Source organism: Streptomyces sp. NPDC002870, assembly GCF_042888505.1.
GTDB lineage: Bacteria > Actinomycetota > Actinomycetes > Streptomycetales > Streptomycetaceae > Streptomyces.
Genome location: NZ_JBIAPW010000002.1, coordinates 84,215 through 110,182 on the forward strand (window position 1 = coordinate 84,215; position 25,968 = coordinate 110,182).

Annotated in this window: 25 protein-coding genes and 2 tRNA genes; 17 read left to right on the forward strand and 10 right to left on the reverse strand. The window is 69.8% G+C overall.

All coding sequences use genetic code 11. The annotated features are described in order from the left end of the window. Positions 1 to 21: 21 nt before the first annotated feature. Genes ACFYWY_RS02830 through ACFYWY_RS02840 form a run of 3 tightly spaced genes read left to right on the forward strand, consistent with a single transcriptional unit; the run spans position 22 to position 3,117 of the window. A complete protein-coding gene (locus ACFYWY_RS02830; protein WP_389178641.1) occupies positions 22 to 1,647 on the forward strand; it encodes a TerD family protein in 1,626 nt (541 codons plus the stop codon). A 14-nt stretch (positions 1,648 to 1,661) separates the two neighbouring features. Further along, a complete protein-coding gene (locus ACFYWY_RS02835) occupies positions 1,662 to 2,342 on the forward strand; it encodes an AIM24 family protein (protein ID WP_389178644.1) in 681 nt (226 codons plus the stop codon). Between the two features lie 19 nt (positions 2,343 to 2,361). Further along, positions 2,362 to 3,117, forward strand: coding sequence for an AIM24 family protein (locus ACFYWY_RS02840; RefSeq protein ID WP_389178647.1), 756 nt, complete (start codon positions 2,362 to 2,364; stop codon positions 3,115 to 3,117). A gap of 61 nt (positions 3,118 to 3,178) precedes the next feature. Here ACFYWY_RS02840 and ACFYWY_RS02845 read toward each other — a convergent pair whose 3' ends face one another. After that, complete coding sequence (locus ACFYWY_RS02845; RefSeq protein ID WP_389178650.1) at positions 3,179 to 3,700, reverse strand: NUDIX hydrolase; 522 nt, start codon at positions 3,698 to 3,700, stop codon at positions 3,179 to 3,181. After that, entirely contained in the window at positions 3,697 to 5,139 is a 1,443-nt protein-coding gene (locus tag ACFYWY_RS02850) for a zinc-dependent metalloprotease (RefSeq protein ID WP_389178653.1), read from the reverse strand. Before ACFYWY_RS02850 ends, ACFYWY_RS02845 begins: the two co-directional genes overlap by 4 nt. Before the next feature lie 192 nt (positions 5,140 to 5,331). Between ACFYWY_RS02850 and ACFYWY_RS02855 the strand changes: the two genes are divergently transcribed. The 4 genes from ACFYWY_RS02855 (at position 5,332) to ACFYWY_RS02870 (ending at position 8,509) form a co-directional block, all read left to right on the forward strand. Beyond that, complete coding sequence (locus ACFYWY_RS02855; RefSeq protein WP_389178656.1) at positions 5,332 to 6,459, forward strand: SDR family oxidoreductase; 1,128 nt, start codon at positions 5,332 to 5,334, stop codon at positions 6,457 to 6,459. Between the two features lie 79 nt (positions 6,460 to 6,538). Beyond that, positions 6,539 to 7,000, forward strand: coding sequence for a molybdenum cofactor biosynthesis protein MoaE (locus ACFYWY_RS02860; protein ID WP_389178659.1), 462 nt, complete (start codon positions 6,539 to 6,541; stop codon positions 6,998 to 7,000). 150 nt (positions 7,001 to 7,150) lie between these two features. Next, complete coding sequence (locus ACFYWY_RS02865) at positions 7,151 to 7,321, forward strand: hypothetical protein (protein WP_351457651.1); 171 nt, start codon at positions 7,151 to 7,153, stop codon at positions 7,319 to 7,321. A 99-nt stretch (positions 7,322 to 7,420) separates the two neighbouring features. Further along, the gene (locus tag ACFYWY_RS02870) at positions 7,421 to 8,509 is read left to right on the forward strand and encodes a PDZ domain-containing protein (protein ID WP_389178663.1); all 1,089 of its coding nucleotides are present in this window, start codon (positions 7,421 to 7,423) and stop codon (positions 8,507 to 8,509) included. Positions 8,510 to 8,842: 333 nt separating this feature from the next. Here the strand turns inward: ACFYWY_RS02870 and ACFYWY_RS02875 are convergent, their stop codons facing one another. Further along, positions 8,843 to 9,427, reverse strand: a complete 585-nt coding sequence (locus ACFYWY_RS02875; protein WP_389178666.1) for a PPA1309 family protein — start codon at positions 9,425 to 9,427, stop codon at positions 8,843 to 8,845. A 136-nt stretch (positions 9,428 to 9,563) separates the two neighbouring features. Between ACFYWY_RS02875 and ACFYWY_RS02880 the strand changes: the two genes are divergently transcribed. The 4 genes from ACFYWY_RS02880 to ACFYWY_RS02895 all read left to right on the forward strand — a co-directional run bounded on the left by ACFYWY_RS02880 (position 9,564) and on the right by ACFYWY_RS02895 (position 14,931). Next, the gene (locus ACFYWY_RS02880) at positions 9,564 to 12,467 is read left to right on the forward strand and encodes a UPF0182 family protein (RefSeq protein ID WP_389179555.1); all 2,904 of its coding nucleotides are present in this window, start codon (positions 9,564 to 9,566) and stop codon (positions 12,465 to 12,467) included. Positions 12,468 to 12,518: 51 nt separating this feature from the next. Next, positions 12,519 to 12,592, forward strand: a tRNA-Met gene (locus ACFYWY_RS02885). 203 nt (positions 12,593 to 12,795) lie between these two features. Continuing rightward, positions 12,796 to 14,787 (forward strand): sel1 repeat family protein, encoded by a 1,992-nt coding sequence (locus ACFYWY_RS02890; RefSeq protein ID WP_389178669.1) that lies wholly within the window; start codon positions 12,796 to 12,798, stop codon positions 14,785 to 14,787. A 70-nt stretch (positions 14,788 to 14,857) separates the two neighbouring features. Then, positions 14,858 to 14,931, forward strand: a tRNA-Met gene (locus ACFYWY_RS02895). A gap of 194 nt (positions 14,932 to 15,125) precedes the next feature. On the opposite strand, the gene ACFYWY_RS02900 is transcribed toward ACFYWY_RS02895, so the two are convergent. Continuing rightward, positions 15,126 to 15,542 (reverse strand): Fur family transcriptional regulator, encoded by a 417-nt coding sequence (locus ACFYWY_RS02900; protein WP_389178672.1) that lies wholly within the window; start codon positions 15,540 to 15,542, stop codon positions 15,126 to 15,128. Between the two features lie 144 nt (positions 15,543 to 15,686). Here ACFYWY_RS02900 and ACFYWY_RS02905 point away from each other — a divergent pair, with 144 nt between their 5' ends. Then, complete coding sequence (locus tag ACFYWY_RS02905) at positions 15,687 to 17,138, forward strand: catalase (RefSeq protein WP_389178675.1); 1,452 nt, start codon at positions 15,687 to 15,689, stop codon at positions 17,136 to 17,138. Between the two features lie 119 nt (positions 17,139 to 17,257). Here ACFYWY_RS02905 and ACFYWY_RS02910 read toward each other — a convergent pair whose 3' ends face one another. Beyond that, positions 17,258 to 17,659: a cyclic nucleotide-binding/CBS domain-containing protein gene (locus ACFYWY_RS02910; protein WP_389178677.1), complete on the reverse strand. Its 402-nt coding sequence runs from the start codon at positions 17,657 to 17,659 to the stop codon at positions 17,258 to 17,260. Positions 17,660 to 17,831: 172 nt separating this feature from the next. After that, the gene (gene hisN / locus ACFYWY_RS02915) at positions 17,832 to 18,632 is read right to left on the reverse strand and encodes a histidinol-phosphatase (protein WP_389178680.1); all 801 of its coding nucleotides are present in this window, start codon (positions 18,630 to 18,632) and stop codon (positions 17,832 to 17,834) included. 151 nt (positions 18,633 to 18,783) lie between these two features. Here hisN and ACFYWY_RS02920 point away from each other — a divergent pair, with 151 nt between their 5' ends. After that, positions 18,784 to 19,425: a TetR/AcrR family transcriptional regulator gene (locus tag ACFYWY_RS02920; RefSeq protein WP_389178683.1), complete on the forward strand. Its 642-nt coding sequence runs from the start codon at positions 18,784 to 18,786 to the stop codon at positions 19,423 to 19,425. Here ACFYWY_RS02920 and ACFYWY_RS02925 read toward each other — a convergent pair. The 4 genes from ACFYWY_RS02925 to ACFYWY_RS02940 all read right to left on the reverse strand — a co-directional run bounded on the left by ACFYWY_RS02925 (position 19,391) and on the right by ACFYWY_RS02940 (position 22,967). Further along, positions 19,391 to 19,714, reverse strand: coding sequence for a DMT family transporter (locus tag ACFYWY_RS02925; RefSeq protein ID WP_389179558.1), 324 nt, complete (start codon positions 19,712 to 19,714; stop codon positions 19,391 to 19,393). The two genes, ACFYWY_RS02920 and ACFYWY_RS02925, sit on opposite strands and share 35 nt — an antisense overlap. A gap of 93 nt (positions 19,715 to 19,807) precedes the next feature. Continuing rightward, positions 19,808 to 20,821, reverse strand: a complete 1,014-nt coding sequence (gene rsgA, locus ACFYWY_RS02930; RefSeq protein WP_389178686.1) for a ribosome small subunit-dependent GTPase A — start codon at positions 20,819 to 20,821, stop codon at positions 19,808 to 19,810. A 4-nt stretch (positions 20,822 to 20,825) separates the two neighbouring features. Then, positions 20,826 to 22,142, reverse strand: coding sequence for a 3-phosphoshikimate 1-carboxyvinyltransferase (gene aroA / locus ACFYWY_RS02935; RefSeq protein WP_389178689.1), 1,317 nt, complete (start codon positions 22,140 to 22,142; stop codon positions 20,826 to 20,828). Between the two features lie 108 nt (positions 22,143 to 22,250). After that, positions 22,251 to 22,967 carry a M50 family metallopeptidase gene (locus tag ACFYWY_RS02940; RefSeq protein ID WP_389178692.1) on the reverse strand — a complete coding sequence of 239 codons (717 nt, stop codon included), beginning with the start codon at positions 22,965 to 22,967 and terminating at the stop codon, positions 22,251 to 22,253. 49 nt (positions 22,968 to 23,016) lie between these two features. Here ACFYWY_RS02940 and ACFYWY_RS02945 point away from each other — a divergent pair, with 49 nt between their 5' ends. From ACFYWY_RS02945 to rsrA, 4 genes are all read left to right on the forward strand, one after another. Next, positions 23,017 to 23,832, forward strand: a complete 816-nt coding sequence (locus ACFYWY_RS02945) for an SOS response-associated peptidase (protein WP_389178695.1) — start codon at positions 23,017 to 23,019, stop codon at positions 23,830 to 23,832. A gap of 149 nt (positions 23,833 to 23,981) precedes the next feature. After that, positions 23,982 to 24,617, forward strand: coding sequence for an alpha/beta family hydrolase (locus ACFYWY_RS02950; protein ID WP_389178698.1), 636 nt, complete (start codon positions 23,982 to 23,984; stop codon positions 24,615 to 24,617). A gap of 237 nt (positions 24,618 to 24,854) precedes the next feature. Next, entirely contained in the window at positions 24,855 to 25,520 is a 666-nt protein-coding gene (locus ACFYWY_RS02955) for a sigma-70 family RNA polymerase sigma factor (protein WP_389179560.1), read from the forward strand. Further along, positions 25,517 to 25,840, forward strand: a complete 324-nt coding sequence (gene rsrA / locus ACFYWY_RS02960) for a mycothiol system anti-sigma-R factor (RefSeq protein WP_389178701.1) — start codon at positions 25,517 to 25,519, stop codon at positions 25,838 to 25,840. Before ACFYWY_RS02955 ends, rsrA begins: the two co-directional genes overlap by 4 nt. Positions 25,841 to 25,968: the final 128 nt, after the last annotated feature.

The window sequence follows — 25,968 nt, forward strand, 5'->3', positions numbered from 1 at the left end:
GATGGGGGACGGTCGTTACGCATGGCCAGGGAATTCCAACGCGGCCACAAGGCCAAGATCAGTGATCTCACGCCGGGAACGGATCTGTACGTAGGTGTGCAGATCGCCGCTCCTGGGCTGACCTTCGACATCAGCTGTTTCGGACTCGACGCCAACGAGCAGCTCTCGGACGACCGCTACTTCATCTTTTTCAACCAGCCGAAGTCGCCGGAGGAGTCCGTACAGCTGCTCGGCGCGCAGGCCGGTGACACCGAGTCCTTCCGCGTCACTCTCGACCGCATCCCAGCGAACATCCACAGGCTCTCCTTCACCGCGACGATCGACGGCGCGGGGCAGATGTCGAACGTCGGCCCCGGCTACATCCGCATCGTCGCGGGCGGCGAAGAGGTCGTGCGGTACGCCTTCAACGGCTCGGAGTTCACCACCGAGCGCGCCGTGATGCTCGGCGACTTCTACCTGAAAGACGTGTGGCGCTTCACTGCCGTCGGCCAGGGCTTCGACGGCGGACTCGACGCGCTGCTGAAGAATTTCGGCGGTGAGGTCGCCGAGGAGCAGCCGGCCGCGGAGCAGCCGCAGGGCGCCGCGCCGTCGTTCGCACCGCCCGCGCAGGCCACCGCGCCCCCGGCGTTCGGCGCACCGGCCTCACCGTCGGCTCCGCAAGCGCCCCAGGCGCCCCAAGTGCCGCAGCCCGCGCCCTCCTTCGGCGCACCGGCCGCCCCGGCACCGGCCCCCGCCCCTCAGCAGCCGAACCCGCAGATGCACTCCGCGCCCACCATCGCGGCTCCCACGGCCCCGTACGGACAGCCGCCCCAGCCGCCCCAGTACGGCCAGGTGCCGGGCCAAGCCCCGGGCCAGATGCCTGGTCAGATGCCTGGTCAGGTCCCGCCGGGTGCGCCTTCGCCGTACGGACAGCCGGCGCCTTCCCCGTACGGACAGCAGCCTCCGGGCGTCCCACAGGGCGTTCCCCAGGGAGCTCCGCAGACCGGCGCCGGTCTCCAGGCCGCCCTGCAGCCCTATCGCGAGACCGCCACCGGCCAGCGCTGGACCCCGCAGAACCAGCAGCTCATGCGGGTCGACCTGACCATGGGCAGCACGCCCGTCCTCGCTCGCCAGGGCAGCATGGTGATGTACCAGGGCAAGGTCGACTTCAGCTACAAGGGCGCCGGTTTCGCCGGGCGCATAGTCGGCAATGCGACCGGCCAGGAGATGCAGCTGATGCGCTGCACCGGCCGTGGCCAGGTGTTCCTCGCCGAGAACGGCGCGCATCTGCACTCCATCGAGCTGCAGGGTGACGGCATCTGCGTCTCCGCGGAGAACGTCCTCGCTTTCGACGAGTCCCTGCAGCACGAGGTCCGCAGGATCGAGGGCCACGGCATTCCGGGCGGCGCCCTGTTCACCATGCAGTTCCAGGGCACCGGCACGGTCGTCGTGAAGACCCACGGCATCCCCGTGGTCCTCCCGGTCACGCCGACCACCTTCGCCGACTGCAATGCCGTCGTCGCCTGGTCGTCCGCGTCCCAGGTGATCCTCTCCAGCCAGGTCCGGCTGCGGCGCAACGCGTACCCGGGGCACAGCGGCGAGACCGTCAACCTTCAGTTCCGGGGCGCCCCCGGCAACTTCATCGTCGTCCAGCCGTACGAGGTCTGAGGGAGCCCGAAGAAATGAACCAGCAACTCGCGGGCTTCGCCCCGACCCCCGTCGCGGCCCGGATGGAGAACCACGGCCGCACCATGCTCAAGGTCGCCATGGCAAGTGGCCAGGACCTGTACGCACGCACCGGCTCGATGGTCGCCTACGAAGGCTTCGTGCAGTACGAGCCGAACCCGCCCGCCGTGCGCCAGATCGCCTCCCAGTGGGTGACCGGCGAGGGCGCGCCCATCATGAAGTGCTCCGGTGACGGACTGCTCTACCTCGCCGACTATGGCGCGGACGTGGTCGTCATCAACCTCAACAACGACTCGCTCTCGGTCAACGGCACCAATGTGCTGGCCTTCGACGCGCACCTCCAGTGGGGCGTCGAGCGGGTCAAGGGGATGGCCAAGCTCGCCGGCCAGGGCCTGTGGAACGTGCAGATCGCGGGCACCGGCTGGGTGGCCCTCACCTCGCGCGGCACCCCGATCGTCGTCGACTGCGGCCGTGGCGACGACGAGACATACGTCGACCCGGACGCCCTTGTCGCCTGGTCCCCGAACCTCAAGGTGAAGGGCAAGCGCAGCTTCAAGGCGTCCTCGCTGGTCGGGCGAGGCAGCGGTGAGGCGTACCAGATGGCCTTCTCGGGCCAGGGCATCGTCGTCGTACAGCCGAGCGAGGACAGTACCGACCGCCTGCGGATCCGGAACTGAGGGGGAGCGAGAACACACCATGCAGAGTCCGCTTTTCAGCTACACGGAACAGCAGTCCCAGGACCGGTACGTCGTGCAGAACCCGCAACTGTTGCGGGTCGCGCTGACCGGCCACGACGACATCCTCGCCCGCAAGGGCGCCATGGTCGCGTACCAAGGGCTTGTCGACTTCGACGGCGAGTACCAGACGAGCAATCAGCGGCGGGCCCGCGCCGGCACCGGTGAGGGCCTGGACCTGATGCGCTGCTCGGGGCAGGGCACCGTCTACTTCGCCAACCTCGCCCAGTACGTCCATGTCGTGGACGTCGACCACGAGGGCATGACGGTCGACAGCGCCTATGTCCTGGCGCTCGACTCCACGCTGCACACCGAGGTCATCGCGGTGGACAGCCAGTACGGAATCTCCGGCTCGGGGAAGTACCAGCTCAATATCTCCGGCCGGGGCAAGGTCGCGCTGATGACCTCGGGCCAGCCGCTGATGATGCAGGTCACGCCGGACAAGTACGTCAATGTCGACGCCGACGCGATCGTCGCCTGGTCCTCCGCACTGCGGGTCCAGATGCAGGCGCAGACGCACTCGTCCGGCGTACGGCGCAGGCGCGGCAACACCGGCGAGGGCTGGGAGTTGAGCTTCCTCGGCCAGGGCTTCGCCCTTGTGCAGCCCAGTGAGGTCATGCCGCCGCAGGGCGCGGAGATCGGGCAGGGCCTGCGCGCGCAGTACGGCGTGGGCCAGCAAGGCGCCCACGCCCAGAACCAGAACAACGCCTGGAACTGACGAGCAAGGACGCACGGGTAAGGGGCGGTCTCCAGGGAGACCGCCCCTTACCCAAGCACCGTCACAGTGCTGCGCGCGTACGCTCCAGCAGTCGTACGACCGACTCGTCGGCCACGTCCGCCACCTCGTCGTACGCGAACCAGCGCAGATCCAGCGACTCCTCGCTGATCTCCTCGACCGCCCCGGCCGGCGCCATCGCCGCGTATTGCACATCGAGATGCCAGTGGCAGGGCGCCGGAATCGCATGCCGGTCCAGCCGCACGGGACCGCGGGGCAGCAGCGTCAGCCCCCGGATCCCGGACTCCTCCGTGGCCTCGCGCATCGCGGCGTCCGCGAGCGTCGCGTCACCCGGCTCGCAGTGGCCGCCCATCTGCAGCCATATGCCGAGCTTTCTGTGCAGCGTCAGCAGCACCCGTCCGCGCTCCGGTTCGACGACCAGTGCGCTCGCCGTGACATGCCCGGCCTCGCAGGCCTTCCACATCCCGTCCGGGTGCGCTGCCAGGTGGTCCAGATAGAGCTGTCGCAGCTCCCGTTGATGCTCGTAGCTCTTCAGTACGAGAAGGGCGTCGTCGTGCAGGCTCACCGGTCCTTGTCGCCCTTGTCCTCGTCGCCCTTGTCGTCCTTGCCGAGGTCCTCGTCCTTTTCGAGCTTCGGCTTCCCGCCGCCCGCCGCCTCGCCGAGCATCTTGTCCAGCTCCGAGAAGTCGAGCTGCTCGCCGTGGACGAAACCGTCCGGGTCGTCCAGATCGGTGGCCGTCGGCAGCATGTCCGGGTGCTCCCACAAGGCGTCGCGCCCGTCCATGCCCCGCGCGTCCGTGAGCGAGGCCCACAGCCGGGAGGCGTCCCGCAGCCGGCGCGGACGCAGCTGAAGGCCGATCAGGGTCGCGAAGGTCTGCTCGGCGGGACCGCCGGAAGCGCGCCGCCTGCGCAGCGTCTCGCGCAGGGCGCCCGCCGAGGTCAGCCGCCTGGACGCGGCCTCGTGCACCACCGAGTCCACCCAGCCCTCGACCAGCGCGAGCGCCGTCTCCAGACGGGCCAGTGACGCCTTCTGCTCGGCGGTGTCCTCCGGCTGGAACATGCCCTGCTGGAGGGCCTCCTGCAGCTGCTCGGGGTGTGAGGGGTCGAACTGGCCGACCACGTCCTCCAGCTTGGTCGTGTCGACCTTGATCCCGCGGGCGTACGCCTCGACCGCACCGAACAGGTGCGACCGCAGCCACGGCACATGGGCGAAGAGCCGCTGGTGGGCCGCCTCACGCAGGGCGAGGTACAGCCGCACCTCATCCTTCGGCACGCCGAGGTCCTTGCCGAACGTCTCGATGTTGAGCGGCAGCAGCGCGGCCTTGCCGGCCGGGCCGAGCGGCAGACCGATGTCGGTCGAGCCGACCACCTCGCCCGCCAGCACACCCACGGCCTGCCCGATCTGCTGGCCGAACATCGCGCCGCCCATGGAGCGCATCATGCCGATCAGCGGGCCCGCCATGGCCTGCATCTCCTCCGGCAGCACATCGCCCATGGCCAGGCCGACGCGCTCGGCGACCGGGTCGACGAGCTGCTGCCACGCGGGCAGCGTCGCCTCGACCCACTCCGCGCGGCTCCACGCCACGGCGGTGTTCGCCCCGGAGGGCAGGGACGTCACGCTGTCCAGCCACAGATCGGCGAGACGCACGGCCTCCTCGACCGCGGTCCGCTCGGCCGGACCCACACTCTCGTCCTTGGTGCCGTCCTGTGTGCCCTGGGAGACCGTCTGGCGCGCGATCTGCTTGGCCATGTCCCAGTTCACGGGACCGCCCTCGTAGCTCAGCATCTGGCCGAGCTGCTGGAACGCCGCGCCCAGGTCATTGGGGTTCAGGGAGCCGAACATCGCGGCGAACGGATTGTCCGAGCCCTCCCCGAAACCGAAGGGATTCGCCGGGGACGGCCCGCCGGAGCCCTGGCCACCTCCGGCGGGATCCTTCTTCTTGCCCTCGTCGCCGTTCTCCGGCTCCTCCGGCGGAAGGCCGAATCCGAATGGGGTGTCACTCACGGGGTTCCTCGGCTCGTAGGGCCGCCGGCTTCCTGCCGACGGCGAATGCCCGACAACACCACCCAGCGTAATCATCCGGGCCCCATATGGGCTCGGGTGCTCCGCCGGCTCTTGGCCTGCGGCAGGATGGACGCCACCTGGTGCGCACGCGTCATTCGCGTTCGTACTGAAGACAACCGCTGGAGACGCCTGGTGAGTTCCCCAGATCCGCAGGTTCGCGCAGCGCGAAACCCCTCAACCCAGACCTCAGGCCGCGGGTCGGCCGGCCGTGGTCCCGTCGTCGCGGTCACCGGTGCCGCCTCGGGCGTCGGCGAGCTGCTCACCCGGCGCCTCGCCGCGTCCGACGAGATCAAGCAGGTCATCGCCATCGACGAGCGCCGGGGCGAGGTTTTCGAGGCGCAGTGGCACATTCTCGACGTGCGCGATCCGGCCATCGCTGAGAAGCTGCGCGGCGCGGACGTGGTGGTGCATCTGGCGCTCGACCTCGACCTGGAGACCGACTCCGCCGCCCGTACGGCGTACAACGTGCGCGGTACACAGACCGTGCTGACCGCCGCGGCGGCGGCCGGTGTCCACCGAGTCGTCCTGTGCACATCGGCGATGGTCTACGGCGCTCTGCCGGACAACGACATCCCCCTCTCGGAGGACGCGGAACTGCGCGCCACAGCGGAGGCCACGGGTGTCGGCGACCTGCTGGAGATCGAACGTCTGAGCCGCCGTGCGCCGCGCGCCCACCCCGGGCTCAACGTCACGGTGGTAAGGCCCGCCGTCCTGGTGGGCGGTACTGACACCGCGCTGACCCGCTACTTCGAGTCGCCGCGGCTCCTTGTGGTCGCCGGATCCCGTCCCACCTGGCAGTTCTGCCATGTCGAAGACCTGGTGAGCGCGCTGGAGTACGCCGCGCTGGAGAAGGTGGACGGCGAGCTGGCGGTCGGCTGCGACGGCTGGCTGGAGCAGGAGGAGGTCGAGGAGCTCAGCGGCATCCGCCGGATGGAGCTGCCCTCTGCGGTCGCCCTGGGCGCGGCGGCCCGGCTGCACCGGATCGGTCTCACCCCGTCCCCGGCCGGGGACCTGGCGTACACCATGCACCCCTGGGTGGTCAGTGTGAGCCGCCTCCACGACGCGGGCTGGCGTCCCCAGTGGACGAACGAGGAGGTCCTCGCCGCGCTGCTGGAGGAGGTGGAGGGCCGCCACACGGTCGCCGGCCGCCGCCTCGGCCGCAAGGACGCGACCGCCGCGGGCGCCGCGGGTGCGACGGTCGCGCTGCTTGGTACGGCCGCGCTGGTCCGGCGCGCGCGCAAGGCGCGGCGCCGTATGTAGGAGGCTCCAAGCAGGCCCGTTCCCGGCCGGTCGAATGGGCTATTCCGCGATGTCAGTGGCGTACGGCACGATGGACGGCATGGCAAGCAGGTACGACCACCCCGGCGAGCAGGCGGCGAACGACCCCGTCCGCCTGCTCGCGATCCGCGACACGCCGCTCTCCGTCGACGAGGTCTTCGCCGCCGTCGGCGACGACGCGGCGGGCGGCATCGCGCTCTTCGTCGGCACCGTGCGCAATCACGACGGCGGCGCCGATGTCGACACGCTGGGGTACTCCTGCCACCCCACGGCCGAGGCGGAGATGCGCCGTATCGCCGAGAAGGTCACGGCGGAGTTCCCCGTTCGGGCGCTCGCCGCCGTCCACCGTGTGGGTGACTTGGCAGTCGGCGATCTGGCGGTGGTCGTCGCCGTGTCGTGCCCCCACCGCGGGGAGGCCTTCGAGGCATGCCGGAAGCTGATCGACGACCTCAAGCACGAGGTGCCCATCTGGAAGCACCAGAAATTCTCCGACGGCACGGAGGAGTGGGTCGGCGCCTGCTGAGGCGGTGGGCCGGTCGGGGCCTGTTGAAACCCGGTCGGCTCCCATGCGCCCCGATTTGCGTAACCGCCCCCCTGGCCTGAGCGTTGAACCGGCAGATGACTAGTCTGCTGATCATCCAGTTCCGTTCGCTCATGGGGTAGGGAGGTCGCGATGGCAGCACTGGCGTGGTTGCTGATTCCGCTTTTCGCTGCCGTCGGGGCTGCGATATGGGGAAGCTGGGCTTCACGCAACCGGACGACCGGGGATGTCGCCGAGCTTGCCGGTTATGCGCGGTTCCGTGACGCGATGGAGAAAACCGACTCCGGTACTGACACCGCTTGACCGGGCGTGACCTGCCGCCGACCGTACGCAGTTGCCAAGTAGCCTCGTACGCAGCGGCCCCGACGGTGGTCTGACAGACCCTTCCCGTACTGTCGTTCCATGCCACGCCGCACCGCGACGATGCTCGCCTCCACCCTGACTTTCATCGCGCTTCTCTGCGCAGGGGTGTTCATCACCGTGCCGTACTCGGAGATGTCGCCCGGGCCGACGGTCAACACGCTCGGCGCGGCTCGTGGCGAACCGGTCCTGCAGATCTCCGGCCGCAAGACTTACCCGACGACCGGCCATCTCAATATGACGACGGTCAGGGTCACCGGCGCGGACTACAAGATGAACCTCGTCGAGGCGGTGTACGGCTGGCTGGCCCACGACAACGTGGTGGTGCCGCACGACACGCTCTACCCGGACGGGAAGACCGAGGAGCAGTCGACTCAGGAGAACGCCGAGGAGTTCAGCCAGTCGCAGGAGAGCGCCAAGGTCGCCGCGATGAAGCAGCTGAAGATCCCGGTGAAGTCGCGGGTCGTGGTCTCCACGGTCATCAAGGACACGCCTTCGGAGAACCGGCTGCACGCAGGCGACGTCATCCGCGCCGTCGACGGTAAGGCGGTGAAGGAGCCCGGCGACGTGGCCAATCTGGTCGTGAAGCACAAGCCCGGCGAGGACGTGGTCTTCACGATCGTCCCCGCGAAGGAGGCGGCCGCGGCCGAGAAGGCGGGCAAGGAGCCCAAGGGCACCGAGAAGGTCACGATCACCACGGTGAAGGCGGACAAGGGCGACCGGGCGATTGTCGGGATCCAGGCCGGGACCGACCACACGTTCCCGTTCGGCATCGACATCAATCTGGCGGATGTGGGGGGTCCCAGCGCGGGCCTGATGTTCGCTCTCGGGATCGTCGACAAGTTGACGCCCGGGGACCTCACCGGCGGGAAGTTCGTGGCGGGCACCGGCACGATCGACGACCAAGGGAAGGTCGGTCCGATCGGCGGGATCGAGATGAAGCTCGTGGGAGCGCGCAACGCGGGCGCGAAGTATTTCCTGACGCCGAGTGAGAACTGCGCGACGGCGGCGTCGGACATTCCGGACGGCCTGACGCTGGTGAAGGTGAACACGATCGACGACGCGACGAAGTCGCTGGAGAAGATCAAGTCGGGGGATACGGCGGGGCTGGTGGGCTGCTCGGCGAGCTGACGCCGGGGTCTTGGCGGCCCTCCGCGGCGACGCCGCCCGGCGGGGGCTCCCCTCAGGACAGGCCCTCGCACACGGCCGCCTCGCGCCGGGGGGCGGCCCCGCACCGCGGCCGCCCTGCATCGCCCGTCTCGCGCCGCCCGTCTCGCGCCGGCTGCCTCGGACCGGCCGTCTCGGACCGGCCGTCTCGGACCGGCCGTCTCGGAAGACCGGCCGTCTCGGACCGGCTGCCTCGCGAGGCGGCCGTATCGGCCGCTCATCGCGCCGCCCATGGCAAACCGCCGTACCCGGTCATCCCGACCCGGTACGGCGGTTTCTTCGTGCTGTCAGGTGCGGCTACGCCTCGAACGTCGCCGCAAGCGCCTCCGCGAGGCCCGGGACCAGGGCCGAGCCCGTCAGGACCTCCTTGGCGGAGTCCTTCTCCCGCAGGCGCAGCGCCGACTCACGGGCGCCGTCGCGGAGGACCGCCACTGTCATCCGGACCTCCTGGCGGTCCGGGTGGGCCGCGACCCACTCGGTGAGGGCCGTGTCGTCGAGGCCGTCCGGAACGGAGGCCTCCGCCGACGGCGGGAGCATCTGGCGCTCCACCGTGAGCGCGCAGCCGGCCACGGCGTCCGGCCAGGCGATGGTGGCCAGGAACTCGTCCAGCGGTGTGCCGGCCGGGATCTCGTCCTGCTCGATCGGGGTCAGCGGGGCGGCCGCCTCGTCGCCGTCGAGGCCGAGCTGGGCCGCGAGGCCCGGCTCCTGGGAGCGCAGTTGCGCGGTGTCGACGAGCGCGAAGAGCCTGGCCGGCTGATCCCAGCCGAGCCCGGATGCGTACTCGTCGATTTCGAGCACTGCGCGGGTCAGCGGGCTCGCGGCGACCGGGCCGGACGCCGGGGGCGGCTGATCGGATGGTGTGGAAGGGGAAGCGTTGGACATGGCTAATATCCTGCCTCCTTCCGGCCCCAAGACGGGAACTAGGTAAAGCCTCAGTAAGTTGCACTAGTGGGCTCTACGATCGCGGGGCCCGTTTCACACGACCGCGAACTTCGAGGTGCGCACGTTGGCTTTCCAGATGCCGGACCGCGGCGGAGGCCCGACCGGGCCACGGATCAGAGTGGGCCGCCCGACCCGGCGTGTCCGCACCCTGCTCATGACACTGGGCGTCCTGGCCGTGCTGGCCATGGCGTTCGTCATGTTCGCCGGGTTCTGGACGGACTGGCTCTGGTACCGATCGGTTCACTACTCGTCGGTCTTCACCACCACCCTGTGGACCAAGGTGGGGCTGTTCGCCGTCTTCGGCCTGCTCATGGCCACGGCTGTCGGCCTTAACATCTGGCTCGCGCACCGGCTGCGTCCGCCGCTGAGCGCGATGTCGCTGGAGCAGCAGAGTCTCGACCGGTACCGGATGAGCATCGCCCCGTACAAGAAGTGGGTGCTCCTCGCGATCACCTCTCTTGTCGGGCTGATCGCCGGAGCCTCCGCCACCGGTCAGTGGCGGACCTGGCTGATGTGGGTCAACGGCGTCTCCTTCGGCCAGAAGGACCCGCAGTTCCAGATGGACGTGTCGTTCTACGCGTTCGACCTCCCCTGGTACCGGTTCCTGCTCGGCTTCGGCTTCGCGGCCGCAGTGCTCTCGCTGATCGCCGCCGCCCTCACGCACTATCTGTACGGCGGACTGCGCATCACGAGCCCCGGCGCCCGGGCGACGGGCGCGGCCACCGGCCATCTCTCGGTGCTGCTCGGCGTCTTCGTCTCGCTCAAGGCCGTGGCGTACTGGCTCGACCGGTACGGCCTCGCGGTGAAGTCCAGCGACTTCAAGGCGACCGGCAACTGGACGGGCCTGCGGTACGTCGACGCCAACGCCTACCTCCCGGCGAAGACGATCCTCTTCTGCATCGCCGTCATCTGCGCCGTGCTCTTCTTCGCGACGCTCTGGCGCCGCACCTGGCAGCTGCCGGTGATCGGCTTCGGGCTGATGGTCCTGTCCGCGATCCTCATCGGCGGCCTCTACCCGGCGATCGTGCAGAAGTTCCAGGTCCAGCCGAACGAGCAGGCCAAGGAAAGCCCGTACATCAAGAAGAACATCGAGGCCACGCGGCACGCGTACGGCATCGACAGCGCCAAGCCGGAGGACTACTCCGGCAAGGGCGACCCCAAGCGGAAGGCCCAGCAGCGCGCCGCGGCTCCGACGGCGGCCAGCTATCGCCTGGTCGACTCGAACGTCGTCTCGCCCGCCTTCCAGCAGCTCCAGCAGGAGCGCAAGTACTACCAGTTCCCCGCGACTTTGGACGTCGACCGGTACAACGGCCCCGACGGCAAGCCGCAGGACACGGTCATCGGTCTGCGCGAGCTCAACATCACGGGCATCCAGAAGCGCAACTGGATCAATGACCACTTCACGTACACCCATGGCTATGGCGCGATCGCGGCCAAGGGCACGAACACCATCACGGACCCGGACAAGGGCACTGTCGGTTCGCCCGACTTCACCGAGTCCGGGCTGCCGACCAGCGGCCAGCTCGGCAAGTACGAGCAGCGGATCTACTACGGCGAGAAGACCGAGCAGTACTCCATCGTCGGCGGTCCGCAGAAGGAGCTCGACTACGAGAAGAACGGCGAGGAGACCACCAGCTACAAGGGCAAGAGCGGGGTCAACCTCTCCAGTCCGCTGAACCGCGCGGCGTACGCCGTCGCCTTCAGCGAGCCGCAGATCCTCTACTCGGGAGCTGTCGGCGAGGGCTCGCGGATTCTGTACAACCGCACGCCCAAGGAGCGCGTCGAGGCCGTCGCCCCCTGGCTGACCATCGACGGTGACGCCTACCCGGCAGTCGTCGACGGCCGCATCCAGTGGATCGTCGACGCGTACACCACGACCAACGGCTACCCCTACGCCTCTCGTACGACGCTGGGGGACACCACTGCCGATTCGCTGACCACCAATCAGCGCGCCGTCGTTGCCCAGCAGAACCAGGTCAACTACATCCGCAACTCGGTGAAGGCCACCGTCGACGCGTACGACGGCACGGTCAACCTGTACCAGTGGGACACCAAGGACCCGGTGCTGAAGACCTGGATGAAGGCGTTCCCGGGCACGGTGAAGGCGAAGGACAAGATCTCGCCGGAGCTCAAGGCCCATCTGCGGTACCCGCAGGACATGTTCAAGGTGCAGCGCGAGCTGCTCACCCGGTACCACGTCACCGAGCCGGAGCAGTTCTACAGCGGCAGTGACGCCTGGCAGGTGCCGGACGACCCGACGAACAAGGACACCAGTGCCGTCCCGCCGTACTACCTGAGCCTGAAGATGCCCGGGGACACGGCGCAGAAGTTCTCGCTGACGACGACGTTCACACCGGCCGGACGCCCCAACCTGGGTGCGTTCATGGCGGTCGACGCCGATGCCAACAGCGACAAGTACGGCACGATAAGGCTGTTGAGAGTCACCGAGACGGTCCAGGGACCGCAACAGGTGCAGAGTGAGCTCAACGGTGTGCCGGAGGTCGCGACCTTCGTCAGGGACCTCAGAGGCACCGACTCGGACATCGAGTACGGCAACCTGCTGACGGTGCCGCTCGACGGCGGGTTCCTCTATATCGAGCCGGTGTACGCCCGAGGCGGCAGCGCGAACTATCCGCTGCTGAAGAAGGTCGCCGTCGCCTACGGCGGAGGCAAACCGGTCTTCAAGGACAGCCTGACGGAGGCGCTCAACGCGGTCTTCGAACAGAACGGCGCGGCGCAGCCACAGCCGCCGACGACGCCACCGCCGGGCGACACCACCAAGCCGCCGCCGGCGACCGGTGACGCGGCGCTGAAGGCCGCCATCGCGGACGCCCAGAAGGCGTACGACGATGCCGAGGCGGCACTGGAGAAGAAGCCGACGGACTGGGAGGCGTACGGCAGGGCGCAGACTGCCCTGCAGGACGCGTTGGAGCGGGCTGCGGCGGCGCAGACCAACCCCGCACCGAAACCCAGCCCTTAGGGCCCCTGAGCAGGCACCATCCCGCGCCGTGGTACGGTTGGAACACAACGACGCGGGGTGGAGCAGCTCGGTAGCTCGCTGGGCTCATAACCCAGAGGTCGCAGGTTCAAATCCTGTCCCCGCTACTGAAAAGAAAGAGGGCCCGGATCCTTTGAGGATCCGGGCCCTCTTCGCGCGTATGTGCTGCCGGTGAGAACTGTGTGCCGCGTGGGGCGAGTTGGGGTTGAGCGTGTTTGACTTGTCTCTCTGTGGGCATGTCGACAAAACGCTGAAGTGACCTCACTGGCTGCGGTATACCAGGTGTACGCGGGTTGCAGGTGGTGCGACGATGGAATTTATGGGGGACAGGGCAACTCTGTTGGAGACAGGGCGGTTTGTACGGCACGCCGGAAAGGTGGCGGACGCGACCGGTCCTGCCGGTGCCGTTGACAACGTCGACCGTGCCGGCAGCGGTGCGAGCGTCGACCCGGTGGAGACCGCCGGGGCCGAGGCGCGGCACCGGCGTGCGGCCGACGGCGGCGACACCGCGTCGATGAGCGTGCTCGGCGCGCTGCTGCTGCGGCGCGGCGACCTCGACGGCGCCGAGTCGTATCTGCGTGCCGCGACCGCCGAGGGTGACCGTGCCGCCGCCAACAATCTGGGTGTCCTGCTCCACCAGCGGGGATACGCGGACGAGGCGGCGGGGTGGTGGCGTATCGCCGCCGTGGCCGGTTCCGCGGCGGCGGCGCACGCGCTGGGACGGCACTTCCGCGAGCGCGGCGACGAGCCCGCCGCGGAGTACTGGCTGCGCCAGTCCGCCGAGCAGGGGCATGCGCTGGGCGCGTACGCCCTCGCCGATCTGCTGGAGCACCGCGGCGACGTGGGCGCGGAGCGCTGGCTGCGCGCGGCGGCGGAGCAGGGACACCGCGAGGCGGCGTACCGGCTCGCCCGCACGCTGGAGCGCCAGGCGGCACAGGAGGCCCGCGCGGGCGGGGCCGGGGACCTGGTGATGGGACGCGCGGGGTCCGCGAGGGACGGTGGATCCGCGGCGAGTGACGGCGAGAGCGTCGCCTCGGGAGCTGTCGGCGAGGACGGCGAGAGTGGTGAGCTCGGCGATCGCGCTGAGCTGTCCGTACTCGACGAGGCCGCGCAGTGGTATCAGCAGGCCGCCGCCCGTGGGCATCGGCGGGCCGCGCTGCACCTCGGCGCGATCCTCGAGAAGCGCGGCGAGCTGAAGGAGGCCGGCCGCTGGTACCTCACGTCCGCCAAGGACGGCGAGGCCCGTGCCGCCTGCGCGCTCGGGTTTCTGCTGCGGGACGCCGGCGACGAGGAGAGCGCCGCCGTCTGGTGGCTGCGTGCTGCCCAGGACGGCGACGGCAATGCCGCCAACGCCCTCGGCGCCCTGCACGCCGCCCGTGGCGAGCAGCAGACCGCCGAGCGCTGGTACCGCGCCGCCATGGACGCGGGTGACGTCAACGGCGCGTACAACCTGGGGCTGCTCTGCGCTGCCCAGGACCGTACGCCGCAGGCCGAGCAGTGGTACCGCCGCGCCGCCTACGCCGGGCACCGTGAGGCGGCCAACGCGCTCGCCGTACTGCTCCTGCAGGCAGGCGACCCGACCGGCGCCGAGCCCTGGTTCTCCAAGGCCGCCGAGGCCGGAAGCGTCGACGCCGCCTTCAACCTGGGCATCCTCTACGTCGGCCGCGACGACGACCGTACGGCCCTGACCTGGTACGAGCGGGCAGCGGCGGCCGGCCACACCGAGGCCGCCCTCCAGGTCGGCATCGCGCTGCTCAGGGACGGCGACGAGCAGGCCGCCGAGCGTCATCTGCGCTGCGCGGCGGGCGGCGGCAGCGCCGAGGCCGCCTTCCGGCTCGCCACCGTGCTCGACTCGCGCCAGCCGCCGCCGGGGCCGCCGGCGCTCGGTGAGCCGATGGCCGAGAAGAGCGAGTGCGAGGAGTGGTACGAGCGCGCCGCCGAGCTGGGGCACCGCCGTGCCCAGGTACGGGTCGGGATGCTCGCCGCCGCCCGCGGCGACATGGCCGACGCCGCACGCTGGTACCGGGAGGCCGCAGAGGCGGGCAGCCGCAACGGCGCGTTCAACCTCGGGCTGCTCCTCGCCCGCGAGGGCAGTGAGCGCGAGGCCGCCCTGTGGTGGTCCCGCGCCGCCCGCGCGGGGCACGGCCGGGCCGCGCTGCGCCTGGCGCTGCTCGCCGCACGCCGGGGTGAGCTGACCGAGGGCCAGCGCTGGTGCGCGCGTGCCGTCGAGCTGGGGCCCGCCGAGGTGGCGGAGCGGGCCGCGCGCCTGCGCGAGGCGCTGCACCAGGAGCTCACCGCGTAGCAGGGTGCAAGGCAGCGACGGATATCGATTTGCGCTGGTCGGCGGGGTCACGTAAGGTCGTGTTTACCGACGCGGGGTGGAGCAGCTCGGTAGCTCGCTGGGCTCATAACCCAGAGGTCGCAGGTTCAAATCCTGTCCCCGCTACTGATAGACGAAGGCCCGGATCCTCAAGGATCCGGGCCTTCGTCGTACGCCGCGGGCCGTACGCCATGGAGTCGTATGCTCGCGAGCCGCATGCCATGGAGCCGTACGCCACTGAAACGCGAAAGGCCCGGCACCTCATCGGTGCCGGGCCTTTCGGATGCGCTGATCTCAGGCCGAGGCCGCAGGCCGATGTCTCAGGCCGACGCGCAGTTCGGGCACGTGCCTCGGTAGGTGACCTCCACGTCGGAGATCGTGAAGCCGAAGCGCTCCGTGTCCGGGAGGTCGGCCAGCGGGTTGCCCGCGGGATGAACGTCCCGGATCGCGCCGCACTGGGCGCAGACCAGGTGCTGGTGGGGCTGGTGGGCGTTCGGGTCGTAGCGCTTGGCGCGGCGGTCCGTCGAGACCTCCAGGACCTCACCCAGGCTGACCAGCTCGCCCAGAGTGTTGTAGACCGTCGCCCGGGAGATCTCGGGGAGCCTCTTCACGGCACGCGCGTGCACCTCGTCGGCCGTCAGGTGGACATGCTCGCCGTCGAGGACCTCTGCCACGACACGCCTCTGGGCGGTCATGCGCCAGCCGCGTCCGCGCAGTCGTTCCAACAGGTCACTCATAGGGACCAGCCTAACAGTGGCGGGACCCAGGTCCCGAACGGGTGTGAAATTGGATGTTCACTTGACTTAGACAATGTCCATTGTAGGATCGGGACCGGCAAACGCCAAGGGACAGGACTCGCAGTTATGACGCAGGAGGCGCACGTGACGCAGGGACCGCTCACTACGGAGGCCGGCGCGCCGGTCGCCGACAACCAGAACAGCGAGACCGCGGGCGTCGGCGGTCCGGTTCTCGTTCAGGACCAGGCTCTTCTCGAGAAGCTCGCGCACTTCAACCGTGAGCGGATCCCGGAGCGCATCGTGCATGCGCGCGGCGCCGGGGCGTACGGCACCTTCACGCTGACCCGCGACGTATCGCAGTGGACGCGTGCGAAGTTCCTCTCCGAGGTGGGCAAGCAGACGGAGACCTTCCTGCGGTTCTCCACCGTCGCCGGCAACCTCGGCTCCGCCGACGCCGTGCGCGACCCCCGCGGCTTTGCGCTGAAGTTCTACACCGAAGAGGGCAACTACGACCTCGTCGGCAACAACACCCCGGTGTTCTTCATCAAGGACGCCATCAAGTTCCCCGACTTCATCCACACGCAGAAGCGCGACCCGTACACCGGCTCGCAGGAAGCCGACAACGTGTGGGACTTCTGGGGCCTCAGCCCCGAGTCGACCCATCAGGTGACCTGGCTCTTCGGCGACCGTGGCATCCCGGCGACGCTGCGTCACATGAATGGCTACGGCTCGCACACGTACCAGTGGAACAACGAGGCCGGCGAGGTCTTCTGGGTCAAGTACCACTTCAAGACCGACCAGGGGATCGAGAACCTCACCACCGACGAGGCCAACCGCCTTTCGGGTGTGGACCCGGACTCCCACCAGCGCGACCTGCGCGAGGCCATCGAGCGCGGTGACTTCCCGTCCTGGACCGTGCAGGTACAGATCATGCCGGCGGCCGAGGCGGCCACGTACCGCTTCAACCCGTTCGACCTGACCAAGGTCTGGCCGCACGAGGACTACCCGCCGATCGAGATCGGCAAGCTGGAGCTCAACCGCAACCCGGAGAACATCTTCGCCGAGGTAGAGCAGTCGATCTTCAGCCCCGCGCACTTCGTGCCTGGCATCGGCCCGTCGCCCGACAAGATGCTCCAGGGCCGGCTCTTCGCGTACGGCGACGCCCACCGCTACCGCGTCGGCATCAACGCCGACCACCTGCCGGTGAACCGCCCGCACGCCACCGAGGCGCGTACCAACAGCCGTGACGGCTTCCTCTACGACGGCCGCCACAAGGGCGCCAAGAACTACGAGCCGAACAGTTTCGGCGGCCCGTTCCAGACGGACAGGCCGCTGTGGGTGTCGACCCCCGTCGCCGGTGCCACCGGCGACCACGAGGCCCCGTCGCACGCGGAGGACAATGACTTCGTGCAGGCGGGCAACCTCTACCGGCTGATGTCGGAGGACGAGAAGGGCCGCCTCATCGAGAACCTCGCCGGGTTCATCTCGAAGGTGTCGCGCGACGACATCGCCGAGCGCGCGGTCAACAACTTCCGCCAGGCCGACGGCGACTTCGGCAAGCGCCTGGAGGCCGCGGTTCAGGCCCTGCGCGGCTGACGGGAGCTTGTCGTAGAAGAGAGGGCCGGATCCCTGTCCAAGGGGTCCGGCCCTCTTGTGTGTGCAGACTGGTGAATCTGCGTGCTGCCCGGTGAGCGCGGCTGCCCTCGCTGCCCTCGCTACCCGGCGAGCGTCGCCGGGTGCCGCCTGGCCGGGGCCCAGCAGCGGATGATGTCGCGTACGGAGACGATGCCGACAGGCCCGTCGCCGTCGAGCACGATCAGATGGCGGAAGCCGCCGTGCGTCATGGCCTCCGCGGCCTCCTCCAGGGTCCAGGACGGCGCGGCGAAGACGACGTCGGTCGTGGTGTGGGTGCCGGCGGTTTCCAGATCGGGGTCCTGCCCCGCGCCCACCGAGGTCAGGATGTCGCGCTCGGTCAGAATGCCGAGCCCACCGGCGTCGGTGTCGAGGACGACGGCGGCGCCGATACGGCGCGCGGCCATCAGGCGGGCTGCCTGGCGGAGTGTGTGTGCGGGTCCGATGGTGAGGACCACCGTGCTCATGGCGTCACGGACGAGCATGAATGGAGCCACCTCCTTGGTGGATCGGTCGTTCGGGAACCGATTCACAAATTCACAAGTGGGGGGACTCTCAGAGTCTCAGTCCTGCGGGGTGGCAGCAAGAGGGCGAGCATCGCCGGTTGGAAGTGTGTATATGCCCGCCAAATAAGCCGGTCGCTGGCGCTGGTTCCCGTCAGTAGCGCTGGTTGAGGTAGCCCAGCAGTTCCTCGTGGAGCAGACCGTTGGACGCGGCCGCGTTTCCGCTGTGCGGGCCCTCGCGTCCGTCCAGGCCGGTGAAGGATCCGCCCGCTTCCTGTACGACGATCGCGGTCGCCGCCATGTCCCACAGCGAGAGCTCCGGCTCCGCGCAGATGTCCACCGAACCCTCGGCGACCATCATGTACGGCCAGAAGTCGCCATAGCCGCGAGTGCGCCAGCAGGCCCGGGACAGGTCCAGGAACCCGTCGAGCCGCCCCTGCTCCTCCCAGCCGCTCAGCGAGGAGTACGCGAACGACGCGTCCTGGATCCGGCCGACCTCGGAGACCCGCAGCCGGCTCGCGGAGGTCAGGCTGCGCCCTGTGTATGCGCCGCCACCCTGCGCGGCCCACCAGCGGCGGCCCAGCGCCGGGGCCGACACCACGCCCACGACGGGCTGGTAGCCGCCCTCGCCCTGCACCATCAGCGAGATCAGCGTCGCCCAGACCGGCACCCCGCGCACATAGTTCTTCGTGCCGTCGATCGGGTCGATGACCCAGCGGCGCGGGCCCGTGCCCTCGATGCCGTACTCCTCGCCGAGGATCGCGTCGCGCGGCCTCGCCCGCTGGAGCTGCCCACGGATCAGCTCCTCCGCCGCCTTGTCGGCCTCGCTCACCGGCGTCATGTCCGGCTTGGTCTCGACCTTCAGGTCCAGAGCCTTGAACCGGTCCATCGTGGCGGCGTCGGCGGCGTCCGCGAGGACATGGGCGAGACGCAGATCGTCGTGGTAATCGGGCATGGTCATCACTCTATCGGGGCGTGCCTGGTCCATCCCCGGGCGCTGTCCGCCATGGCTATTGACAGTGGATGGCGTCCCGTCAACTCTGAGCGCAGTGCCGCACGGCCGCGGAGGCGCACGGCCGGAGAGCCGCACGGCCCGGGAGGCGTCGATGCCTACAGCTCGAGAGTCCTTGCTGAACGCCGCTCTCACGGCGCTCGCCCAGCTGCCCTGGTCGGGGGTGCGGATGGTCGATGTCGCCTCTGCCGCCGGGGTCTCGCGGCAGACCCTCTACAACGAGTTCGGCAGCAAGGACGGCCTCGCCCGCGGGCTGGCGCGCCGCGAAGCAGATACGTATCTCCACGGTGTCGAGCGGCTGCTCGCCGAGCGGACCGGGGCCACGGACCGGCTGGTCTCGGTCGCCGAGTGGACCGTCGGCGAAGCGCGGGCGAAGCCGCTGCTGCGGGCCCTGCTCACCGGCTGCTGGAGCGAGCGGCTGCCCGTGCCGAGGCCCGCCCGCCGGGGAGCCCTGCTGTCCAAGGCGCCCGCCCAGCGCCGCGCCGACGCAGGGCTGCCGTCCCCGGCCGACCTGGTCGCAGCCGTACGGGACCGATCGGTGGCCGCACTGGAGAAGGGGTCTCACCCCGGCCGTACGAGGGAGGAGTCGGCCGAGCTCGCCCACCGCAGCGAACTCGCGGTGCGACTCGCGCTCTCGTATGTGATCGCGCCCGTCGGCGAAGGGATCGGGCCGCTGGTGCGCGCGGCCGTCGGCGGAGCCGTCAGTGCGACGAGCCCGACAGCTGCAGACCAATGACGCCGACGATCACCAGCGTGATCGAGACAAGCTTCAGGGTGGAGACAACGTCGCCCAGGAAAACCATTCCGTAGACCGCGGTGCCCGCCGCTCCGATACCCGTCCACACCGCGTACGCGGGCCCCACGTCGAGCTTTCTCAGCGCGAGCGTCAGAAGACCGAAGCTGCCCAGCGCGAAGGCGGCGAAGGCGATGGTCGGCCAGAGCCGGGTGAAACCGTGCGAGAGCTTGAGGCAGACGGCGAAGCCCGTCTCGAGGAATCCGGCGACCACCACAAGCAGCCACGCCATGATCTGTGCCTCCCGCATCAGTCGGTGACTGCTTCGTCGCACTTGGTGCGATTATGCACTTACCAGGTGCAGCGGGCCGCAAACGTGCGCGAGTCAGTCGCCTTCGCGTCGCTCGCGGGTAGCGAGCAGTCGCCGCAGCGAGTACAGCCGCGCCGGATCCGCATGCCCCTCGGCCACCCAGTCGTCGAGCGCGCAGTCCGGCTCGTCATGACTGCATGCCCGCGGACAGCCTTCCGTACCCGGTACGAGGTCGGGGAAAGCGAGGATCACCCGGGACGGGTTGACATGGTGCAGCCCGAAGGAGCGCACCCCCGGGGTGTCGATCACCCAGCCGCCCTCCGCGGCCGCCAGCGGGAGCGCGAGCGCCGATGTGGTGGTGTGCCGGCCGCGGCCGGTGACCGCGTTGACGACGCCGGTGCTGCGGCGGCGCTCCTTCGGTACGAGGGCGTTGACCAGGGTCGTCTTGCCGACGCCGGAGTGGCCGACGAACACGGTGGTCCGGCCCTTGAGGTGCTCATGGACCCGCTCGGCGGCGACGCCGTCCACGAACTCGTCGTGGGTCGTGACGATATGAGGGACGCCCAGCGCGCCGTACTTCTCCAGCAGCTCGTCGGGCGAGGCCAGATCCGACTTGGTCAGTACGAGGAGTGGCGTGAGTCCGCCGTCGTACGCCGCGACGATGCAGCGGTCGATCAGGCGGGGGCGAGGTTCGGGGTCGGCGAGCGCCGTGACGATCGCCAGCTGGTCGGCGTTGGCGACGACCACGCGCTCGTAAGGATCGTCGTCGTCGGCAGTCCGCCGCAGGACGGATTTCCGCTCCTCGATGCGCACGATGCGGGCGAGGGTGTCCTTCTCGCCGGAGAGATCGCCGACGATCCCGACCCGGTCACCGACCACGGCGGCCTTGCGGCCCAGCTCGCGGGCCTTCATCGCCATCACGACGCGGTCGTCGACGAGACAGGTGAGCCGGCCGCGGTCGACGGTCAGGACCATGCCCTCGACCGCGTCCTCGTGCTTGGGGCGGATATTGGTCCGGGGGCGGTTGCCCTTGCGGTTGGGGCGGACGCGGATGTCGTCCTCGTCGGGGTTCTTGCCGTAGCGGCGCATCTCGTCAGGCCCCGAGCATTCCGGCCCACATCCGCGGGAAGTCGGGCAGGGTCTTGGTGGTCGTCGCCACGTTCTCGATCTGCACGCCCTCGACGGCGAGTCCGATGACCGCGCCGGCCGTGGCCATCCGGTGGTCGTCGTACGTATGGAAGACGCCGCCGTGCAGCGGGCGCGGGCGGATGTGCAGTCCGTCCTCGGTCTCCGTGACATCGCCGCCGAGCTCGTTGATCTCCTTGGTCAGGGCCGCGAGCCGGTCCGTCTCATGGAGGCGCAGATGGGCGACGCCGCGCAGCGTGGAGGGGGAGTCGGCGAGCGCGGCGACGGCCGCGATGCCGGGCGTCAGCTCGCCGACCTCGCCGAGGTCGGTGTCGATGCCGTGGATACGGCCGGTGCCGGTGAAGGTCAGACCCACATCGGTCAGCTCGCAGGAGCCGCCCATCTCGGTGAAGATCCGGCGCAGCGCGTCACCGGGCTGGGTGGTCCGCTCGGGCCAGTCGGGGATGGTGACCCGGCCGCCGGTGATCAGCGCGGCGGCGAGGAACGGCTGGGCGTTGGACAGGTCGGGCTCGACGGTCAGATCGCGGCCGAGCAGGGCGGACGGCGAGACCCGCCAGACATTGGGCTCGCCGCCGGTCTCCGGCTCGTCGACCTGGGCGCCGACGGCGCGGAGCATGTCGACGGTCATCCGGATGTGAGGCATGGAGGGCAGGGTGCCGCCGACGTGCCGTACCTCCACGCCCTGGTTGAAGCGCGGGGCGGACAGCAGCAATGCCGAGACGAACTGGGAGGACGAGGACGCGTCGATCCTTACCGACCCGCCGTCGAGCGCGCCGCCGCCGTGCACGGTCATCGGGAGCGCGCCGCGGCCGTCGTCGTCGATACGGGCGCCGAGGACGCGCAGGGCGTCGATCACGCCGTCCAGAGGGCGCTCGTAGGAACGGGGGTCGCCGTCGAAGCGGACCGAGCCGTCGGCGAGGGCGGCGACCGGGGGCAGGAAGCGCATGACGGTGCCGGCGTTTCCGACGTCGACCGTGGCCGGACCGTGCAGCCCGGCCGGGATCACGCGCCAGGTTTCGCCCTCGCCGTCCGCTCCCACGCCCTCCTCGATGCCGACGCCGAGGGCGCGCAGCGCCTCCGCCATCAGATAGCTGTCGCGGGAGCGCAGCGGGCGGCGCAGCCAGCCTGGCTCGGCGGCGAGTGCGGCCAGCACCAGAGCGCGGTTGGTGACCGATTTGGATCCGGGCACGGTAACCGTCGCTTCGACGGCCCCGGTCGCGTAGGGGGCGGGCCAGAGGGCGGGGTGGACGGAGCTTTCGGTCATGGCCATCACTTTAGTGGCTCGGCGAAGAGCCGGATCTTGATCAAATGCGGCGAAATAGGGGCGTAACCAAGGAGTGGTAGAGGGCTGTGCCGGCCTTCGGCGGTCGGTTCAGAGGCCCAGCAGCCAGCGGCCGCCGCCGATCAGGGAGCAGAGCGACACCGCGTGGAAGAGAAACAGCCACATCGCGGGCGGTACGTGCGTCAGCCGGGAGAGCTGATCGGCGTCCGAGTCGGGGGCTCCGCCGTGCCGGCGCTTGGACTGCAGCTCGAAGGCCGGTCGTACGCCGCCGAGCAGCAGGAACCAGACCGCGGCGTAGGCGAAGGCGGCCTGTACGCCGGGTTCTGTCAGCCAGGAGACCAGCAGGAATGCGGCGCCCGTGAGGATCACGGTGAGCGCTCCGTACGCGTTGCGGATCATCACGAGCATCGCGATGAGCAGGGCCGTGGCCAGCCAGAGGAGCAGCGTGATGTGGTGCGCGGCGAGCAGCCAGGCGCCGCCGAGACCGAGCAGGGGCGGTGCGGTGTAGCCGGCCGCGGCGGTCAGGATCATGCCGAGGCCGGTCGGCTTGCCGGCGCTGACGGTGAGGCCGCTCGTGTCGGAGTGCAGCCGGATGCCGTCCAGACGGCGGCCTGTGAGCAGGGCCACGAGGCCGTGGCCGCCTTCGTGGGCGATGGTGACGGCGTTGCGGGACAGCCGCCATATGGGGTGGGGGGCGACGACGGCGAGGGCGACGAGACCGGTGGCGATGACCAGCCACTCGTCCGGGGCGGGCTGATTGCCGAAGACGCGGTCCCACAGGTCGGCGGCGGGCTGGGTGCTGGCCATTTGTCGGGCGGCTCCTCGGGCGGCGGGCGGGAGTGGCAGTGTGGCACTTATGTGCGGACGGTATGCAGCGAGTCGTAGACCCGAGGATCTCGCCGGACTCTTCGAGGTCGAGAAGTGGGAGCCGGAGGAGACCCTGGCGCCCGACTGGAACGTGGCCCCCACGAAGGAGGTCTACGCGATCCTCGAGCGCCCTGTGAAAGACGCGGGTGATCCTCGTCCGGTTCGCCAGCTGCGGGCGCTGAAGTGGGGGCTGGTGCCGTCCTGGGCGAAGTCGCCGGAGGGCGGGGCGCGGATGATCAACGCGCGGGCGGAGACGGTGCACGAGAAGCCGTCCTTCCGCAGGCCCTTCCTGACCCGGCGCTGCATCCTGCCGGCGGACGGCTATTACGAGTGGGTGACCGGGGCGGAGGAGCGGGAGCTGGAGGCCGAGGGCAAGAAGAAGCGCCCGCGCAAGCAGCCCTACTTCGTGACGCCGGCGGACGGGTCGGTGTTCGCGATGGCGGGGGTGTACGAGTTCTGGCGCGACCGGACGCTGCCGGACGACCATCCTCAGGCGTGGTGGGTGACGTGCTCCGTGATCACGACGGAGGCGGAGAAGGGGCCGCTGGGGGTGGCGCCGGCGGACGGGCCGCGATCGCTGTCGGACATCCACCCGCGGATGCCGCTGATGCTGACGCCGGACCGGTGGGACGCGTGGCTGGACCCGTCGCAGAGGCAGCTGGAGCGGGTACGGGCGCTGCTGGAGCCGCCGCCGGAGGGGTTGATGCGGGCGTACGCGGTGACGACGGCGGTGAGCAATGTGCGCAACAACGGGCCGGAGCTGCTGGAGGAGCTGTCGGGCCCGGAGGAGAGCACGCTGTTCTGACCCGTCTGCGCGCCTGGCCCGTCTGGCCCGTCTGGCCCGTCTGACCCGTCTGACGCGCCTGACGCGTCCGGCCCGTCTGACCCGCTTGACCCGCCGCTGCGCGGGGCCGGGTCCGCCCTCCTCCCGCCCCGGCGCGGCAGGATGGACGCGTGAGTGGACTTGAGATCGTGGAGACCGGCGCCGGTGATGCCCGAGTCACCTGGGTGTCCGCCGCGCGGGCTCGGCTTGTAGTGACCCTCAGTCATGGGGCCGGGGGCGGGATCGAGGCGCGGGATGTGCAGGCCCTCGCCCGGGCGCTGCCCGAGGACGGGGTCACCGTGGCGCTCGTCGAGCAGCCGTGGCGAGTGGCCGGGAAGAAGGTCGCTCCCGCGCCGAAGACGCTGGATACCGGGTGGCGCGGGGTCTGGCCCGTGCTGGAGAAACGCGGGCTGCCCGTCGTCGCCGGAGGCCGCAGTGCCGGGGCACGGGTCGCCTGCCGGACCGCGCGGGAGCTCGGGGCGGCCGGCGTACTCGCGCTGAGCTTCCCTTTGCATCCGCCCGGCAGGCCGGAGAAGTCCCGCGCGGACGAGCTGCTGGGCGCGGGCGTGCCCACCCTCGTCGTACAAGGGGGCAACGATCCCTTCGGGCGGCCGGAGGAGTTCCCCGAGGGCGACTACGAGCTTGTGACAGTGCCGTACGGCGATCACGGGTTCGCCGTGCCGAAACGTGCCGGGATCAGCGAGGAGGAGACCCTGCGGACGATCACGGACGCCGTCCGGACCTGGGCGCGCGGCCTGTGGGAATGATGCGCGTGCGCGCACTGTTGTGGCGGATGTCGAGACGTCAGTCAACAGAGCTTGCAGTAGGGAGTCCGTCTCATGGGTTCGACCATCTGCCCGAGCCGCTCGAACGCCGCTGACCTGGAGTGGACGGTGCTTTCCGCGGCCAAGACCGCCCCTGCTCGGGCGGCGGGCGGAGCGGATCGTCGTCTATCCTCCGATTCGAGCGGGTCCGCATTCGGCCTCGCCACAGCGTTGGAGGAGGTGGGTCCGGTCACTGGGACCGACGCAGGGACCGACGACGGCCAGGCGGAGCAGTCCGAGGAGACGACCGTCGAGCGCAATGCCCGTTTCGAGCGGGACGCCCTCGGCTACCTCGACCAGATGTATTCGGCTGCGCTGCGCATGACGCGCAACCCCGCCGATGCCGAGGATCTTGTGCAGGAGATGTACGCCAAGGCGTACGGCTCCTTCCACCAGTTCCGCGAGGGCACGAACCTCAAGGCGTGGCTGTACCGGATCCTTACGAACACTTTTATCAACTCGTACCGCAAGAAGCAGCGCGAGCCCCAGCGCAGCGCTGCCGAGGAGATCGAGGACTGGCAGCTCGCCCGCGCCGAGTCGCACATGTCGACCGGGCTGCGCTCCGCCGAGTCGCAGGCCCTCGACCACCTGCCGGACTCGGACGTCAAGGCAGCACTGCAGGCCATCCCCGAAGAGTTCCGCATCGCGGTCTATCTCGCGGACGTAGAGGGCTTTGCGTACAAGGAGATCGCGGACATCATGGGAACACCCATCGGGACGGTGATGTCCCGCCTGCACCGCGGCCGCCGTCAACTGCGCGGCATGCTGGAGGATTACGCCCGCGAGCGCGGGCTCGTCCCGGCCGGTGCGGGGGAGTCGAACAACGCGAAAGGCTCGGGCTCATGAGCTGCGGAGAGCCGCACGAGACGGATTGCTCAGAGGTCCTGGACCATCTCTATGAGTTTCTCGACCACGAGATGCCCGACGCCGACTGCACCAAGTTCGAAGTGCACTTCGAGGAGTGCTCGCCGTGCCTGGAGAAGTACGGTCTCGAGCAGGCCGTGAAGAAGCTGGTCAAGCGTTGCTGCGGCCATGACGACGTGCCCAGCGATCTGCGGGCCAAGGTCATGGGGCGCATCGACCTGATCCGGTCCGGTCAGGCCGTGCCCGACCACGACGTGACGGTCACCGGCGCGGAGCTGCCGGGCGTCGCCACCCAGGAGTAGGTGCCTGCGCAGTACGTACGCACATGGCGCGCCGCGGCTTTCGCGGCGCGCCTTTTTGCGGCGTGCCTTTCGTGTATAGCCCGCTGCATATATGCGCGTTTGCCTATACGCGACCTGTCACCCGTAGG